At 61.1% G+C, this 12,411-nt stretch carries 11 protein-coding genes; 9 read left to right on the plus strand and 2 right to left on the minus strand.

Going from position 1 to position 12,411, the window contains the following annotated elements; genetic code table 11:
• Nucleotides 1-22: 22 nt before the first annotated feature.
• The 8 genes from BLX89_RS11640 (at nt 23) to BLX89_RS11675 (ending at nt 7,235) form a co-directional block, all read left to right on the plus strand.
• A complete protein-coding gene (locus BLX89_RS11640; RefSeq protein ID WP_075291048.1) occupies nt 23-1,081 on the plus strand; it encodes an ABC transporter permease in 1,059 nt (352 codons plus the stop codon).
• A complete protein-coding gene (locus tag BLX89_RS11645) occupies nt 1,081-1,857 on the plus strand; it encodes an ATP-binding cassette domain-containing protein (protein ID WP_075291049.1) in 777 nt (258 codons plus the stop codon). The genes BLX89_RS11640 and BLX89_RS11645 overlap by 1 nt, the downstream gene beginning before the upstream one ends.
• Before the next feature lie 2 nt (nt 1,858-1,859).
• Complete coding sequence (locus tag BLX89_RS11650) at nt 1,860-2,489, plus strand: nucleoside triphosphate hydrolase (RefSeq protein WP_425348608.1); 630 nt, start codon at nt 1,860-1,862, stop codon at nt 2,487-2,489.
• Nucleotides 2,490-2,614: 125 nt separating this feature from the next.
• Nucleotides 2,615-3,661, plus strand: a complete 1,047-nt coding sequence (pyrC, locus tag BLX89_RS11655) for a dihydroorotase (RefSeq protein WP_075291051.1) — start codon at nt 2,615-2,617, stop codon at nt 3,659-3,661.
• Nucleotides 3,662-3,798: 137 nt separating this feature from the next.
• The gene (locus BLX89_RS11660; protein ID WP_075291052.1) at nt 3,799-4,170 is read left to right on the plus strand and encodes a DUF805 domain-containing protein; all 372 of its coding nucleotides are present in this window, start codon (nt 3,799-3,801) and stop codon (nt 4,168-4,170) included.
• A gap of 114 nt (nt 4,171-4,284) precedes the next feature.
• Nucleotides 4,285-4,983 carry an orotate phosphoribosyltransferase gene (locus BLX89_RS11665; RefSeq protein ID WP_075291053.1) on the plus strand — a complete coding sequence of 233 codons (699 nt, stop codon included), beginning with the start codon at nt 4,285-4,287 and terminating at the stop codon, nt 4,981-4,983.
• Nucleotides 4,984-5,066: 83 nt separating this feature from the next.
• A complete protein-coding gene (locus BLX89_RS11670; protein WP_075291054.1) occupies nt 5,067-5,993 on the plus strand; it encodes a carbohydrate kinase family protein in 927 nt (308 codons plus the stop codon).
• 174 nt (nt 5,994-6,167) lie between these two features.
• A complete protein-coding gene (locus BLX89_RS11675) occupies nt 6,168-7,235 on the plus strand; it encodes a glycosyltransferase family 4 protein (RefSeq protein WP_075291055.1) in 1,068 nt (355 codons plus the stop codon).
• A 57-nt stretch (nt 7,236-7,292) separates the two neighbouring features.
• Here BLX89_RS11675 and pgi read toward each other — a convergent pair whose 3' ends face one another.
• Nucleotides 7,293-8,918, minus strand: a complete 1,626-nt coding sequence (pgi, locus tag BLX89_RS11680; RefSeq protein ID WP_075291056.1) for a glucose-6-phosphate isomerase — start codon at nt 8,916-8,918, stop codon at nt 7,293-7,295.
• A 149-nt stretch (nt 8,919-9,067) separates the two neighbouring features.
• Nucleotides 9,068-10,894: a long-chain fatty acid--CoA ligase gene (locus BLX89_RS11685; protein ID WP_425348609.1), complete on the minus strand. Its 1,827-nt coding sequence runs from the start codon at nt 10,892-10,894 to the stop codon at nt 9,068-9,070.
• A gap of 272 nt (nt 10,895-11,166) precedes the next feature.
• Between BLX89_RS11685 and BLX89_RS11690 the strand changes: the two genes are divergently transcribed.
• The gene (locus tag BLX89_RS11690; RefSeq protein WP_075291058.1) at nt 11,167-12,393 is read left to right on the plus strand and encodes an MFS transporter; all 1,227 of its coding nucleotides are present in this window, start codon (nt 11,167-11,169) and stop codon (nt 12,391-12,393) included.
• The last annotated feature ends 18 nt before the right edge of the window (nt 12,394-12,411 follow it).

Here is a 12,411-nt window from a genome sequence, read left to right on the forward strand (position 1 = left end):
GAACCCTTGGGAGGGGGTAGCCATGGCCAGTATCCAGGAATTCGAAAAAGTTCTCGACAAGAGCGATACCGCTGTCGCCAGTTTTGAAGATCGCTCGACGCTGAGGCGTGTTCAACACTTCCTGCACTCGACCCCGGCGGCGGTTCCCGCCATCGTGCTTGTTCTGTCCATCATCGTCTTCGGCGTGCTCAAAGGCGAAAGGTTCTTTTCGGCCAACACCTTGACGCTCATCCTGCAGCAGATCGCCGTCGTCGGCATTCTGGGTGCTGCCCAGACGCTGGTCATCCTGACGGCCGGTATCGATCTTTCCATCGGCGTCATCATGGTCATTTCCGCGGTTGCCATGGGCAATTTCGCCGTAACCTATGGCTTGCCTTCGCCGATTGCCATCGGGATGGGTCTCGGTGTCGGCGCCGCCTGCGGCCTGCTGAACGGCCTGCTGGTCGCCAAACTCAAGCTGCCGCCCTTCATTGTGACGCTCGGCACCTGGTATATCGTCATGGCGACGAATTTTATCTATTCCGCCAATGAGACGATCCGCCGTGCCGATATCGAAACGGCCGCTCCGTTCCTTGGCTTCTTCGGCCAGAGTTTCAAGATCGGTTCGGCGGTCTTTACCTTCGGCGTCATCGCCATGGTGCTGCTGGTTCTCGTTCTCTGGTACGCGCTCAATCACACGGCGTGGGGCCGCCATCTCTACGCGGTGGGCGACGATCCTGAAGCGGCGAAGCTCTCCGGTATCCGCGTCGATCGCGTGCTGATCGGCACCTACGCATTGGCCGGTCTGATCGCAGCGATCGCTGCCTGGGTCTCGATCGGCCGCAATGGCTCGATCTCTCCCTCCTGGGCCGTCACCGACTACAACCTGCAGGCCATCACGGCGGCGGTCATCGGCGGCATCTCGCTCTTCGGCGGGCGCGGTTCGATCCTTGGCACACTGATCGGCGCGATGATCGTCGGCGTTGTCTCCATGGGGCTCAACATGATGGGGGCCGATCCCCAGTGGAAGGTCTTCCTCACCGGCGTCCTGATCATCACCGCCGTTGCGATCGACCAGTGGATCAGAAAGGTAGCAGGCTGATGGAACCGATCCTCACCGCACGCGGTCTCGTGAAACGCTACGGCCGCGTGACCGCCCTCGACAACGCCGATTTCGATCTCTATCCGGGCGAAATCCTCGCCGTCATCGGCGATAACGGCGCCGGCAAGTCCTCGCTGATCAAGGCCATCTCCGGCGCCATTAGGCCCGACGAAGGCGAAATTCGCCTCGAGGGGAAGCCCGTCAGCTTCTCCTCGCCGATGGAGGCGCGCGAAGCCGGCATCGAGACCGTCTACCAGAACCTCGCACTATCGCCGGCGCTTTCCATCGCCGACAACATGTTCCTCGGTCGCGAAATCCGAAGGAGCGGGCCGCTCGGCCAGTTTTTCCGCATGCTCGATCGGCCGAAAATGGAAAAGATCGCCCGCGAGAAGCTCTCGGAACTCGGTTTGATGACCATCCAGAACATCAATCAGGCGGTGGAAACGCTTTCGGGTGGCCAGCGGCAGGGTGTTGCAGTCGCGCGGGCAGCCGCCTTCGGCTCCAAGCTCGTTATCATGGACGAACCGACGGCGGCCCTTGGCGTCAAGGAATCGCGCAAGGTTCTTGAACTGATCCTCGACGTTCGTCGCCGAGGCCTCCCGATCGTGCTGATCTCGCACAACATGCCGCATGTGTTCGAGGTGGCCGATCGCATCCATATCCACCGGCTGGGAAAAAGGCTCTGCGTCATCAATCCGAAGGATTACACGATGTCGGATGCCGTCGCCTTCATGACCGGCGCGAAGGTGCCGCCGGAGGCCATGGCAGCAGCATGAGCATGACGCCGGCTGCGATAGCCGATCGCATTCTGGAACAGGCGGCCAATGCCTGCCGGTTCCTCGTCGCCATTGCCGGCCCTCCCGGGGCCGGCAAATCCACCCTTGCCGATGCGCTGGACGTCGAGCTGATGGGGCGCGGCGAACGTTCCGTCGTCCTGCCGATGGATGGCTTTCACATGGACAACGGCCTTCTCGAAGAGCGCGGGCTGCTGGCCCGCAAGGGCGCGCCGGAAACCTTCGATGTCCGGGCCTTCGATGACATCGTCCGAGCCGTCAGAAAAGGTGACGAAGAGGTGCTCGTGCCGGTCTTCGACCGCAGCCGGGAACTGGCGATCGCCTCCGCGCGCGCCATTCCGGTCGAGACGCGGATCATTCTTATCGAAGGCAATTACCTGCTTCTCGATGAGGCGCCGTGGTCGCGGCTGGCCGGCCTCTTCGATCTGTCGATTTTCGTCGGCCCTTCGGTGGAGGTGCTGGAAGAGCGGCTTCGCGCGCGCTGGGTTCATTACGGGCTCGATGAAACCGGCATCCAGTGGAAGCTGCATGGCAACGACCTGCCCAATGGCCGGCGCATCATCGAAAATTCCCGCCCTGCCGACATCTCACTTGAAATCTTCTCCATGGATTGAGCAGGGCAGGTTGTTTTTCGTCTGACAATGATGGTATCGGAACCTCCGGCCAGAGGCCGGCTTATCGCCTCTGGATTTCGATTTTTCGAGCGTTGTTTGCAACGCTCCAGCGCCCGGAGAGCTCCATGACCGCCCCCCGCCTGACGATCCGCCGCCCTGATGACTGGCATCTGCATCTGCGTGATGGCGGCATGCTCAAGGGGGTGATCGGAGACACCGCGCGTGATTTCGCCCGTGCCATCATCATGCCCAACCTCGTCCCGCCGGTTGTCACGACGACGGACGCCAAGGCCTATCGCGACCGCATTCTCGCGGCGCTGAAGCCCGGCGATCGGTTCGAGCCGCTGATGACGCTTTATCTGACCGAGGGCACGAACCCGGATGATGTCGAAGAGGGCAAAAAGTCTGGCCTGATCACGGCGGTCAAACTCTACCCGGCCGGCGCGACAACCAATTCGCATGGCGGCGTGCGCAATATCGACAATGCCATGCCGGTGCTGGAGCGCATGGCGAAGATCGGCCTGCCGCTCTGCGTGCATGGCGAGGTGACGACGCCGGAGGTCGATATCTTCGACCGCGAAGCCGTGTTCATCGAAACCGTGCTCGATCCGCTGCGCAAGCGCCTGCCGGAACTGAAGGTGACGATGGAACACGTCACCACCAAGGACGGCATCGATTATATCAAGGGCTCGAAGGCCAATCTCGCCGGCTCGATCACCACCCATCACCTGATCATCAACCGCAATGCCATTCTTGTGGGCGGCATCAGGCCGCATTATTACTGCCTGCCTGTCGCCAAGCGTGAAAGCCACCGGCTGGCCTTGAGGGCGGCGGCGGTTTCGGGCGATGCCCGTTTCTTTCTTGGCACAGACAGCGCGCCGCATGTCGATCCGCTGAAAGAATGCGCCTGCGGCTGCGCCGGCATTTATACCTCGATCAACACGATGAGCTGCCTTGCCCATGTGTTCGAGGAGGACGGCGCGCTCGACAAGCTGGAAGCCTTCACCTCGCTGAACGGCCCGGCCTGGTACGGCCTTGCGGCAAACGAAGAGACGATCACGCTGGAGAAAAACGTTGAGCCGGTTAGCTTTCCCGCCAAGATCGAAACCGAAGCAGGTCCGGTAACCGTGTTCGATCCGATGTTCCCGCTGCATTGGGATGTCGTTCGCTAAAAACAACCTGCGGGAACGTCCTTGAAATAGCGCTTTTCGCGCGCACAGATTGTGCATAATCTGGCGTGAGCCGGAGCTTTTGGGGAAAGGCGAAGTCACTTGCGCCTGCGAGCCTCGGCATCCTGGAGGAGCTTGTGATGACCTTTGGCGATGCTGCTTCCACTGCGTTTTCGAAATATGCCGTGTTTTCCGGTCGCGCCAGCCGATCGGAGTTCTGGTGGTTCACGCTTTTCAATTTTCTGGTGAATATCGTGGCCTCGCTTGTCGATTTGCTGATTGGTACAGAGTTCATCAGCGCCATCAGTGCGCTCGTGCTTCTGCTTCCTGCTCTGGCCGTTGGCGTGCGGCGGCTGCACGACACGGATCGTTCGGGCTGGTGGATTTTGCTCGGACTCGTCCCGCTGATCGGTATCATCGTACTGATCGTCTGGTATGCGACGGAAGGCACGCGCGGCGACAATCGCTTCGGGCCGATCCCGGCCGATCTGGCGCTTCAGCCGACCGTCTGAAATCCCTTGAAAATGCCGGCGCGGCGGCCTATGCCGCGCCAGTTTCTCTGGCTTTAAGTGCCTCTAGCTGCTATGCGCGGATAACGAAAAACCGACGCCGCAGGAGCCTTGCCCATGATCCAGACATCCTTCACCGACAAGGCCGTGATGGCGGAACTCGTTGCCAAGATGCTGTGGGAAATCAAGGCGGTGCATTTCCGTGCCGATCAGCCCTACAAGCTCGCCTCGGGCATGGCGAGCCCGGTTTACATCGATTGCCGCAAGCTCATTTCCTATCCGCGTATTCGCTCCACCGTCATGGATTTTGCCGCCGCAACCATCCTGCGCGATGCTGGCTTCGAGCAGTTCGATGTCGTCGCCGGCGGCGAGACTGCGGGCATTCCGTTTGCCGCCATGCTCGCCGAACGCCTTGCGCTGCCGATGATCTATGTACGCAAGGCACCGAAGGGCCATGGCCGTAACGCCCAGATCGAGGGTCACATGCCGGAAGGTGCCCGCGTGCTGGTCATCGAAGACCTGACCACGGCCGGCGGCTCGATGTTCAAGTTCATCGACGCAATCCGCGCAGCCGGCGGCATCGTCGATCACGGTATTGCCCTGTTCTATTATGATATCTTCCCGGAAGCGCGCGGTCAGATGAAGGACAAGGGCGTGACGCTGCACAACATCGCCACCTGGCGCAATGTTCTCGCCGTCGCAAAAGAGCAGAAGCTGTTCGACGAAAAGACGCTGTCGGAGGTCGAGGCTTTCCTCAATGCGCCGCTCGAATGGTCGGGCCGCAATGGTGGCGTGAGCGCCTTGGCAAGCGCCTGATTGTAGCTTCCGGAAAGGCTCTGGCCTTTTCGGACGGCATGTACTAAATCGATTGAAATTATGGCTCGGGAGGAAGTGCTGTCATGATCGTTTGCTGCGGGGAAGCCCTGATCGATATGCTGCCGCGGCAGACGGAATCCGGTGAGGCGGCGTTTTCGCCCTATGCCGGCGGCGCGATTTTCAACACAGCGATTGCGCTTGGGCGGCTCGGTATACCGACCGGCTTTTTCACGGGTCTCTCGGACGATATGTTCGGCGATATCCTGCGCGAGACGCTGAAGGGCAGCAATGTCGATTTCGCCCCCTGCGCCACGCTGTCGCTGCACACGACGCTCGCCTTCGTCAAACTCGTGAACGGCTCGGCAACCTACGCCTTCTTCGACGAAAACACGGCGGGCCGGATGATCACGCAGGCGCACCTGCCGGCGCTCGGCGATTTCTGCGAGGCGCTGCATTTCGGCGCGATCAGCCTTATTCCCGAGCCCTGCGGCTCGACCTACGAGGCCTTGATGGCGCGCGAGTACGAAAAGCGTGTCATCTCGTTCGACCCGAACATCCGACCCGGCTTCATCAAGGATGCGGAGGCCCACAAGGCCCGTATGCTGCGCATGGCGGCGATGTCGGATATCGTCAAGTTCTCGGACGAAGACCTCGACTGGTTCGGCGAGGATGGCAGCCATGACGAACTCGTCGCGAAATGGCTGGCGCGCGGACCGAAGCTCGTGGTCATCACCAAGGGCAAGGACGGTGCCGATGGCTACACGGCGCGCGGTAAGGTTTCCGTGCCGGGCGAGAGCGTCACCGTCGTCGATACGGTCGGTGCTGGCGATACCTTCGATGCGGGCATCCTTGCCTCGCTGAAGCTGAATGGCCTCCTGACCAAGGATGCGGTCGCTTCCCTTAGTGACGAAGCTGTTCGTGCGGCGCTCACGCTCGGCGCCAAGGCTGCGGCTGTGACGGTTTCCCGCGCCGGCGCCAATCCGCCCTGGGCGCATGAGATCGGGATGTAAGCTGGATGTCCGTCACGGTTCCGAGGCGACACCCCTAACTCTGCTAACACCTCAGTCCCCTTCATCCGCGTGTCATCCTGACGTGTTCAAAGACCCGAGGACGCGCCAGGCACCTTGATTCCCTTGGTTTCAAGCGCGGTTTCCGGGATTTCGTCGGTTGCGGCGGAGGTTAATATGGACACGACTATTCTTGTCGTCAGCGATGCCTGGCATCCGCAGGTCAATGGTGTTGTCAGGACACTGGATGAGTTGTCGCGAACCGTGGCGGAGCAGGGGGCGAAAATCCACTTCCTGACGCCGGATCGTTTCACCACCATCCCTTTGCCGTTTTATCCCGATATCCGGCTTGCCTTGCCGACGCGGCGACAGGTCGCCGATGTCATCGACGCCGTCGAGCCCGACTATATCCATATCGCAACGGAGGGCCCTCTCGGGCTCGTCGCCCGCCGCATCTGCCTGCAGCGCGGCCTTCCCTTTACCACCAGCTATCACACCCGCTTCCCGGAATTTGTCAGCGCTCGCTTACCCATACCGGAGAGCTGGAGCTACTGGTGGCTGCGACAGTTCCACAATTCCGGCGATGGCATGATGGTGGCGACGGCGACGCTCGGAACCGAGATGGCCGCCCGTGGCTTCCGCAACATCAAACGATGGACGCGCGGCATCGATACCGCTCTGTTCAATCCATCACGGCGCCGTGACGAGTGGTTGCCGCGACCAATCTTTCTGAATGTCGGCCGGGTGGCCGTTGAAAAAAACCTGCCGGCTTTCCTTGATCTCGATCTTCCTGGCACCAAGGTTGTTGTCGGCGACGGTCCGGATCTGGCAGCCCTCAAGCAGCGCTACCCGGACGTTCATTTCTTGGGACGACAGACGGGTACCGATCTTGCGGCCATCTACGCATCGGCAGATGTCTTCGTCTTCCCGAGTAAGACGGATACGTTCGGTAATGTCATCCTTGAGGCGCTCGCAAGCGGCTGTCCGGTCGCCGCCTTCCCGGTGACAGGCCCGCGTGACATTCTGGCGGATGGAGGCGGAACGTTGTCAAACGATCTGCAGCAGGCGGCTTTGAGTGCCCTTGATGTGTCGCGGCAACAGGCGCGTGAGAAAGCATTGAGTTACAGTTGGGCCGAATGCGGGCGCCAGTTTCTCTCCAATCTCACGCGCGTCCCGAAAAACGCCTTTGCCGGGCGGCGCGGGCGACGGCTTGGAAGCTACTCAAGACCGCATCGCATCACCTGACAAGAAAAAGGCCGGCTTGGAAATCCAAACCGGCCTTTGTCATTCCTGCGGGCTGCGTTACTTCGCGGCCTTTAGCAGTGCGGCGACAAGGCCCGCGGTCGAGCTGTCGTGACCGGCAGCACTTTCCTTGCCTTCGACGACGGGCAGAAGGCCTGTCGCCAGTTCTTTGCCGAGCTCGACGCCCCACTGATCGAAGGAGTTGATGTCGAAGAGCGCGCCCTCGACAAAAACGCGGTGTTCATAGAGTGCAATAAGGCTGCCGAGGCGGTAAGGCGTCAGCTTGTCGTAGACGAAGGTCAGCGACGGGCGGTTGCCGGTGAAGACGCGGTGCGGTGCGATCTTGTCGATCGAGGCGGCATCCATGCCCTTGGCGGACATCTGTGCCTTAGCTTCCTCCAGGCTGCGGCCTTTCATCAGCGCTTCCGACTGGGCAAGGCAGTTGGCCATCAGGAGCTGGTGCTGGTGGCGTAGTTCAGGCTCGTGGCCGTTGGCGGCAATCAGGAATTCGGCCGGAATGACGCTCGTGCCCTGATGGATGAGCTGGTAGAAGGCGTGCTGGCCATTAGTGCCGGGCTCTCCCCAGACGACCGGGCCGGAGTTGCCGTCGACCGGCTTGCCGTTGAGGGTCACGCCCTTGCCGTTCGATTCCATGTCGAGCTGCTGCAGATAGGCCGGAAAACGCGACAGGCGCTGGTCGTAGGGCAGGATCGCGCGGGTGGCGTAACCCAGCACGTTGCGATGGTAGAAGCCGAGAAGGCCAAGCAGCATCGGGATGTTCTGGCGCAGCGGCGCGGACTTGAAATGCTCGTCGATGGCATGGGCGCCGGCGAGGAACTCGCCGAACTTTTGCCTGCCGATCGCGATCATCAGCGGCAGGCCGATGGCCGACCAGATCGAGTAGCGACCGCCGACCCAATCCCAGAAGCCGAAGACGCGCTCGGAACCGATGCCGAACGCAGCGACCTTGTCGAGCGCGGTAGAAACGGCGCAGAAGTGGTTGGCGACGGCGGCATCGCCCAGCGTGTCGGCGATGAACTTGCGCGCGGTCGCGGCGTTGGTCATCGTCTCGATCGTCGTGAAGGTCTTCGATGCGACGATGAACAGCGAAGTTTCGGCGTCGAGCAGCTTCAGCGTATCGGCGATATGGGCACCGTCGATATTGGAGACGAAATGCAGGCGCGGGCCATCGTGGTCTGGAGCAAGCGCCAGCGTCGCCATGACCGGGCCGAGATCCGAACCGCCGATGCCGATATTGATGACATCGGTGATCTTCTTGCCGGTCGCACCTGTCAGCGTGCCGGAACGGATACCATCGGAAAACACGCCCATGGCATCCAGCACGCCGTTGACATCAGGCATGACATCCTTGCCATCGACCAGAACCGGCGTGTTGGCGCGGTTGCGAAGTGCTGTGTGCAGAACGGCGCGGCCCTCGGTGAAGTTGATAGGCTCGCCGGCAAACATCGCGTCGCGCTTCTTCACGACGCCGGCTTCGTCGGCCAAGGCTTCAAGGCCGTCGAGAATACGGTCGTTGACGGCGCATTTCGAGTAATCGAACAGCAGATCCCCCAGCGTGACGCTGTATTTGGAGAAGCGGGCGGGATCGGCCGCAAAGGCGGCCCGGATATCCGTCGCCCTGGTCTCGGAAACTGTGGATTTCAGCTGTTCGACACGCGCGTTCATGGGAGCTCCTTGCGTCGCATAGGGATGCGCTAGCTAGTCGCTTTAGCCTGTCTAAATCAAGCCCGCCGAGGCCACGAAACGGATTTTCGCCGCGTGAAAAAGCCAATCGATCCGCGCTGCTTGCAAGCGCGGATCGATCTGACCTGAAATCAGCCGCGCAGATCCTTGCGCAGAATTTTGCCGACGTTGGATTTCGGCAGTTCGGTGCGAAACTCGATGAATTTCGGCCGCTTGTAATTCGTGAGCTGCTCGGCGCAGAAGGCTTTCACGTCCGCTTCCGTCAGGTCGGGGTCGCGACGCACGATGAAGAGCTTGACGGCCTCGCCGGAATGGCTGTCCGGCACGCCGATCGCGGCGCATTCGAGGATGCCCGGCATGGTCATCGCCACTTCCTCGACCTCGTTGGGGAAAACATTGAAGCCGGAAACAAGGATCATGTCCTTCTTGCGATCGACGATCTTCACGAGACCCTCCGGGTTCATGAAGCCGATGTCGCCGGTGCGGAAGAAACCGTCGCTGGAGATGGCCTTGGCCGTCTCCTCCGGATTGTTCCAGTAGCCAAGCATGACTTGCGGACCGCGGATGCAGATTTCGCCGATTTCGCCCAGCGCCAGCGTCCTGCCATCGTCATCGCGGATTTCGACATCGGTGGACGGCAGCGGCAGGCCGATCGTGCCGGTGAAGGCTTCGCTGTCGAGGCGGTTGGCGGTGGCGACCGGGGAGGTTTCCGAGAGACCGTAGCCCTCGGCGATCGGGCATCCCGTCATCTTGTGCCAACGCTCGGCGACCGGCCGCTGCACGGCCATGCCGCCGCCGAAGGTCAGCGCCAGCGAGGAGAAGTCCAGCTTCTGGAAGTCGGCATTGTTCATCAGCGCGTTGAAGAGCGTGTTGAGGCCGGGGAAGATGTTGATCCTGTACTTGGCGATTTCCTTGACGAAGGCCGGGATATCGCGCGGGTTCGGTATCAGGATGTTTTCGCCGCCGGTGCTTAAGCCCATGAGGCCGTTCACGGTCAGTGCGAAGATATGGTAGAGCGGCAGGGCGCAAAGGAACACCAGCCGCTCCGGTCGCGGCCTGCGCAGGAATGCGGTTTCGAGCCAGAGACCCATCTGGGCCATGTTGGACAAGAGATTGGCGTGGGTGAGCGTCGCACCCTTGGAAACGCCTGTCGTGCCGCCGGTATATTGTAGGAAGGCAACGTCTTCCTGTTTGACGCCGGTGTCTGTGATCGACTTGTTGCTGCCGGCTGCAAGCACGTTTTTGAACGAAATATGTCCCGGCAGGGACCAGGCGGGTACCAGCTTCTTCACGCGGCGCACCACGAGATTGACGATAACACCCTTCAGACCCAGCATGTCGCCCATCGTGGTCACGACGATATGTTTCAATTGCGTGCGGGCGGCCACCTGCTCGACGGTATGGGCGAAGTTCTCGAGAACGAAAATCGCCTTGGCCCCGGAATCGTTCAGCTGGTACTCCAGCTCGCGAGGCGTATAGAGCGGGTTGACGTTGACGACGGTGAAGCCTGCCCGCAGAATCGCAAAGACGATGACCGGGTTCTGCAGAACGTTCGGCATCATCACAGCAACGCGGTCGCCCTTCTGGAGACCGAGCGATTGCAGCCAGGCGCCAACCTTGCGGCTCTCGGTTTCCAGCCCTGTGAAGCTTAAGGATTTGCCCATGCAGGTAAAGGCAGGGCGATCGCCGTATTTCGCGCAGGATTGCTCGAAAAGTTCGCCGATCGAATTGTGCGTAGGCCGGGCGATTTCGGCTGGCATGCCGGGTGGGTAGGAAGCAAGCCAGGGTTTTGCCGCAGCTTGGCTGTTCGTCTGTGTCTGGATGTCCGGCATGTCTCTCTCCCGCGCAACGTTCTTCTGGCTCTCGGTCGCCGCGTCATTCGATCCTCTTGCGAAATTTGCAAGGCGATCGCGACGGCTCCGCTGACTTTGTGGTGGAAACCTCCCAAATTTCCACATTTGCAGCATGCCGTGTTTGTTGCGGCTCCTCAAGCGCATTCCCGAAGTATATAACCTTAACGTAAACGTCAATATATGGGCGGCGCAATGGCGTTCGCTGGCTAGATTTAGCGGGTTCTGTTGCGCCGCAAACACTTTGCCGCTGAGGCACTTGCGGATATATTGCGACGCAGCAGGCTCCGTGATTCCTCCCAAGCGTTGCGAGCCGATTATTCGAACATCCATTTCAATTTTCACCATTCGGGCGCACCCGCGCCGCTTCAGGTTTCGCCATGTCCGATGACGCACTGTCCCACGCCCCCGACCGGGCCGCCCTGCCGGCTGCCCGTTTGGGCGGTTACTCCATCGCCGAGTTGGCACTTGCCGTCGGCAGCTTTGGCATCGGCACCGGTGAATTCGCAATCATGGGTCTCCTGCCGCAGGTTGCTGATACATTTGCGGTGAGCGTTCCCGATGCCGGCGTTGTGATCAGCGCCTATGCGATCGGTGTCGTGGTCGGTGCGCCGTTGATCGCCGTGATGGCTGCCCGCTCGTCGCGCCGCACCTTGCTCTTGGCTTTGATGGCACTTTTTGCGCTTGGCAACCTTGCGAGCGCGATCGCGGGCAGCTTCGGTCTGCTGGTGGCCGCTCGTTTCCTCGCCGGCCTGCCCCATGGCGCCTATTTCGGCGTGGCTGCGCTCGTGGCGGCCGGCATGGCGCCGCCGCATCAGCAGGCCCGCGCCATTGGTCGGGTGATGATGGGCCTGACGGTCGCCACCCTCCTCGGCACGCCGCTTGCCGCATGGTTTGGTCAGGCACTTGGTTGGCGGGCTGCCTTCGGCATCGTCGGCGGCATTGCCGTGCTGACGGTGGCGCTGGTCTTTATGCATGTTCCAAAGGACAGGGCCAATCCTGCTGCAAGCCCGCTCAAGGAACTCGGCGCACTCGCCCGCGCTCAGGTTTGGCTCACGCTCGGCATCTGTGCCATCGGCTGCGGCGGTATGTTCGCGGTTTTCACCTATATCACCCCGGCGCTGACGCAATCCGCGGGCGTGCCGCTCTCCAGCGTACCGATGATGCTGTCGGTCTTCGGTGCTGGCATGATTGCCGGCAATATCGTCGGTTCCCGCCTTGCCGACTGGGCGCTGATGCCTGCGATCGGGATCGCGCTCGTCTTCAATCTGGTTGCCTTCATTCTGTTTTACTTCACTATGTCGTCGCCATGGCTTGCCGTCATCAACGTCTTCCTGATCGGCGGCGGCTTCACAGTCGTTCCCGGCATTCAGATGCGGCTCATCAAAGTAGCGGGTGAGGCGCAGACGCTGGCCGCTGCCCTCAGCCACTCCGCCTTCAATATCGCCAATGCCATCGGTGCCTGGCTTGGCGGGGTTTCCATCGCCGCCGGTTACGGCTGGACATCCACCGGCGTCGTCGGTGCCATCATGGGCGTGGCGGGCATCGCCATTTTCCTCGTATCGATCCTAATCGACCGCTCGGGTGAGGAAAAATCCACCGCCTGACGACACCGGCATGACAAG

Source organism: Pararhizobium arenae (assembly GCF_001931685.1).
Classification (GTDB): domain Bacteria; phylum Pseudomonadota; class Alphaproteobacteria; order Rhizobiales; family Rhizobiaceae; genus Pararhizobium; species Pararhizobium arenae.

Bases quoted from the DNA above. Each gene is read 5' to 3' on its own strand.
- pyrC (WP_075291051.1), top strand. From the start codon at position 2,615: ATGACCGCCCCCCGCCTGACGATCCGCCGCCCTGATGACTGGCATCTG.
- BLX89_RS11675 (WP_075291055.1), top strand. From the start codon at position 6,168: ATGGACACGACTATTCTTGTCGTCAGCGATGCCTGGCATCCGCAGGTC.
- BLX89_RS11660 (WP_075291052.1), top strand. From the start codon at position 3,799: ATGACCTTTGGCGATGCTGCTTCCACTGCGTTTTCGAAATATGCCGTG.
- pgi (WP_075291056.1), bottom strand. From the start codon at position 8,918: ATGAACGCGCGTGTCGAACAGCTGAAATCCACAGTTTCCGAGACCAGG.
- BLX89_RS11650 (WP_425348608.1), top strand. From the start codon at position 1,860: ATGACGCCGGCTGCGATAGCCGATCGCATTCTGGAACAGGCGGCCAAT.
- BLX89_RS11670 (WP_075291054.1), top strand. From the start codon at position 5,067: ATGATCGTTTGCTGCGGGGAAGCCCTGATCGATATGCTGCCGCGGCAG.
- BLX89_RS11640 (WP_075291048.1), top strand. From the start codon at position 23: ATGGCCAGTATCCAGGAATTCGAAAAAGTTCTCGACAAGAGCGATACC.
- BLX89_RS11685 (WP_425348609.1), bottom strand. From the start codon at position 10,894: ATGTGGAAATTTGGGAGGTTTCCACCACAAAGTCAGCGGAGCCGTCGC.
- BLX89_RS11665 (WP_075291053.1), top strand. From the start codon at position 4,285: ATGATCCAGACATCCTTCACCGACAAGGCCGTGATGGCGGAACTCGTT.
- BLX89_RS11690 (WP_075291058.1), top strand. From the start codon at position 11,167: ATGTCCGATGACGCACTGTCCCACGCCCCCGACCGGGCCGCCCTGCCG.
- BLX89_RS11645 (WP_075291049.1), top strand. From the start codon at position 1,081: ATGGAACCGATCCTCACCGCACGCGGTCTCGTGAAACGCTACGGCCGC.